Origin of the sequence: Roseibium sediminis (genome assembly GCF_008711325.1) — a bacterium.
Taxonomy (GTDB): Bacteria; Pseudomonadota; Alphaproteobacteria; order Rhizobiales; family Stappiaceae; genus Roseibium; species Roseibium sediminis.
The window spans coordinates 1-3,621 of the sequence record NZ_VXDB01000061.1 but is presented as its reverse complement, the minus strand read 5'-3'; the positions used below and the strand labels follow the sequence as shown (position 1 = coordinate 3,621).

At 57.2% G+C, this 3,621-nt stretch carries 3 protein-coding genes; all 3 read right to left on the bottom strand.

Going from position 1 to position 3,621, the window contains the following annotated elements:
* Window positions 1-255: 255 nt before the first annotated feature.
* Entirely contained in the window at window positions 256-2,544 is a 2,289-nt protein-coding gene (locus F0155_RS22960; protein ID WP_150526897.1) for an arginine/lysine/ornithine decarboxylase, read from the bottom strand.
* Between the two features lie 242 nt (window positions 2,545-2,786).
* Window positions 2,787-2,972 carry a response regulator gene (locus F0155_RS22955; protein WP_150526896.1) on the bottom strand — a complete coding sequence of 62 codons (186 nt, stop codon included), beginning with the start codon at window positions 2,970-2,972 and terminating at the stop codon, window positions 2,787-2,789.
* 152 nt (window positions 2,973-3,124) lie between these two features.
* The coding region (locus F0155_RS22950) for a calcium-binding protein (protein WP_425299995.1) at window positions 3,125-3,621 on the bottom strand (497 nt) is incomplete at its 5' end.

Sequence of the window (3,621 nt, the reverse complement as noted above, 5' to 3'; positions counted from 1 at the left end):
AAACGGCTGCTCCTAAAAGGCCAAGCCAAAATCATTGGGTTTTTGCGGGTGTCCACCTAGTGCAGAAAAATTATGTATTCGATTCCCTTCAATTCAACACCTTACCGACCGAGGTCTCAAACGCTGCCACGCTGCCCCCCGCCCCGCAATCCTTCCGCCCCAGCTTGAACACAGTTTCCCCGCCCCGGATCAGATTGCCACCCCGGACCTTTGATAGTTCAACCAATCACACGACCAGCCGGGGTATTCGCCCCCTCAAACCGCAACACAGTCCGCATAGTAGCGAACGACGCCATCGTCGCCGGTTTCCTGGACGAGGCCGTGGATGTCGGTTTCGAAGCCGGGGCATTCGCGGGCAAATTCGCGGTTGAATTTCAGGTATTCCACGATCTTGCGGTTGAACACTTCGCCGGGGATGAGCAGTGGGATGCCCGGAGGATAGGGCGTGACGAGGCTGGTGGTGATGCGGCCTTCCAGATCGTCAATCGGAACGCGCTGCGTTGTGCGTTGCGCAATGTGGGCAAAGGCATCGCTTGGCTTCATGGCCGGGGTCAGGTCACTCAGATACATGTCCGTTGACAGCACGGCGACGTCATACTTGGCGTAAAGCGCATGCACGTGCTGGCACAGGTCTTTCAGGCCCATGCGCTCATACCGCGGATGTTTGGCGCAGAATTCCGGCATCATGCGCCACATGGGCTGGTTCTTCTCGTAATCATCCTTGAACTGCTGCAACGCGGTCAGCAGCGTGTTCCAGCGGCCCTTGGTGATGCCGATGGTGAACATGATGAAGAAGCTGTAGAGGCCGGTCTTTTCCACGACCACGCCATGTTCGGCCAGGAATTTTGTGACGATGGAAGCCGGAATGCCGGTATCTTCGAAGCGTCCGTCCAGATTGAGCCCCGGCGTGATGATGGTCGCCTTGATCGGGTCAAGCAGGTTGAAGCCCGGAGCCATGTCACCGAAACCGTGCCAGGAATCCTCGCCATTCGAGGTCTGAACACCATCGGAATCCGTGCGGCGCAGGACCCAGTCCTTTGACCGGCCGATCCCCTCTTCCTCCAGCTCATCCGGCCCCCATACCTGGAACCACCAGTCGTTGCCGAATTCGGCATCGACCTTGCGCATGGCCCGCCGGAAATCCAACGCTTCGGCAATGCTCTCCTCAACCAGCGCCGTGCCGCCGGGAGGCTCCATCATCGCAGCCGCAACATCGCAGCTGGCGATAATGCTGTATTGCGGGCTGGTGGAGGTGTGCATCAGGTAGGCTTCGTTGAAGAGGTGCCGGTCCAGCTTGGTGTCCTGACTGTCCTGAACCAGCACGTGGCTGGCCTGACTGATGCCCGCCAGCAGCTTGTGGATCGACTGGGTGGCATAGGTCACCGAATGCTTCGTGCGCTCCCGCTTGCGCCCCATGGCATGGAAGGTTCCATAGAACGGATGGAACGCGGCATGCGGCAGCCACGCTTCGTCGAAATGCAGGTTCTCGACATACCCGTCCAGCATGCCCTTGATGGTCTCGGTGTTGTAGAGCACCCCGTCATAGGTCGACTGGGTCAGCGTCAGGATCCGCGGCTTGACCGTCTCCGCGTCCACGTCGGCGAGAAGCGGGTTGGCGCGGATTTTCGCCTTGATCGTCTCGATCTCGAATTCCGACTGCGGGATTGGCCCGATAATGCCGAAATGATTGCGCGTCGGCTTCAGGAACACGGGAACCGCGCCTGTCATGATGATCGAGTGCAGGATCGACTTGTGGCAGTTGCGATCCACGATCACGACATCGCCCGGCGCGACCGTGTGGTGCCAGACCATCTTGTTGGAGGTCGACGTACCATTGGTCACGAAGAAGCAGTGATCGGCGTTGAAAATGCGCGCCGCATTGCGTTCTGACGCGCCAATTGCGCCATTGTGATCCAGCAGCTGGCCCAGCTCTTCCACCGCATTGCAGACATCCGAGCGCAGCATGTTCTCGCCATAGAACTGGTGGTACATCTGGCCAATCGGGCTCTTCAGAAACGCAACACCGCCGGAATGTCCCGGGCAGTGCCAGGAGTAGGACCCGTCTTCGGCGTAATCCAGAAGGGCCCGGAAAAACGGCGGCTGGATGCCTTCAAGATAGCTCTTGGCCTCGCGAATGATATGGCGGGCCACGAATTCCGGCGTATCCTCGAACATATGGATAAAACCGTGCAGCTCGCGCAGGATGTCGTTGGGCAGGTGGCGGGATGTCTTGGTCTCGCCGTACACATAGATCGGAACGTCCGCGTTCTTCCAGCGAACCTCCTCGATGAAATTCCGCAAGTTCAGGACTGCCGGGTCAAGGTCCGGCCCCGGCGTGAACTCCTCGTCATCAATCGAAAGCACAAAGGCACTTGCCCGGGACTGTTGCTGGGCGAACTGGGAAAGATCCCCGTAACTTGTGACACCGAGAACCTCAAACCCTTCATTTTCAATGGCCTGCGCCATGGCCCGAATACCGGACCCGGAAATGTTTTCGGAGCGAAAGTCTTCATCGATGATGACGATGGGGAAGCGGAATTTCATCGAGCTGTCCTATCGGGGATAAAAGGCGGATGGCTTGGGAAAGCACCTTTGGCACAGGGCCGGTGCATTTGCCGTGCCCTTTCGGGCATTCCGGCGCGGGGGAATGGGCGTGTTGGCCCAAAGATCCAGTCCAACCTGTTCTCGTCTGCGTTGCCATCCGCTATAGCACATTCGCAAGGCAACATGCCAAGCTGCTTTCGAAGGAGTTGCGGATAATCCTGCGGTTCAGGAACCCGTTTCCATCACGAAGGCGGGGACTGCTCACCCGGTGCTGATTTGCCGAAGACTTCCGCTGCTGTCCGCAAGAGGTCCTTGTAGTTGACCGGCTTTACCAGATGAGCATCAAATCCTGTTTCCTGAGCCTTAGACCTGTCTTCATCCCGCCCCCAGCCTGTAAGCGCGATTATCTTGACGGCTTGAAGTTCCATGGCTGGAGGTCATCGATCCGGTTTCTTTTTCGGATGGCCGCCGACAATGGCTTCGGGCAAGGCCGTAGCAACGCCCGTACGCGTGCAATCTGCCTGCGACATGATCGCCGGCTGCAACGTGTTATTTTTTTAAAATGGACCCGTGGGCACAATCAACTGAACTGGACCGATTCCATATCGTGGAAATCGATGGTGGATCCGTCCTGCAGAACGATGGTTCCATCCGTATCATCACTGAAGATGATCTCGTTGGCTGTTACGGATTCGATTGCGCCGTTGGTTATGTCGATGGTCCAGTCGACACCGTAAACCCCTAAATCTCCGCCGTCATTATTCAGTTCAATGGTATCGGTCCATGAGCTTGAAGCGCCACCGTGGTATGTATCGTTTCCGTCACCAAGGCTATGCAGGAACCTGTCATTGCCGTCATGACCATAAACAGTGTCATTTCCGGCGCCAGCGTCTATGACATCGTCCCCGGCATTTGCCCAAACGCTATCCGATCCTGCTCCCAGGGTTATGGTGTCATTCAGATTACCGGTGTAAATGTTGACATCGGCGCTTGTATTCGTTGCGATGTCAGCCGTTATCGCAGCGCCCTGATTGAGCAGGAAGCGCTCCCCGGAAGTTTCCAGGTTCTGCATTGTAA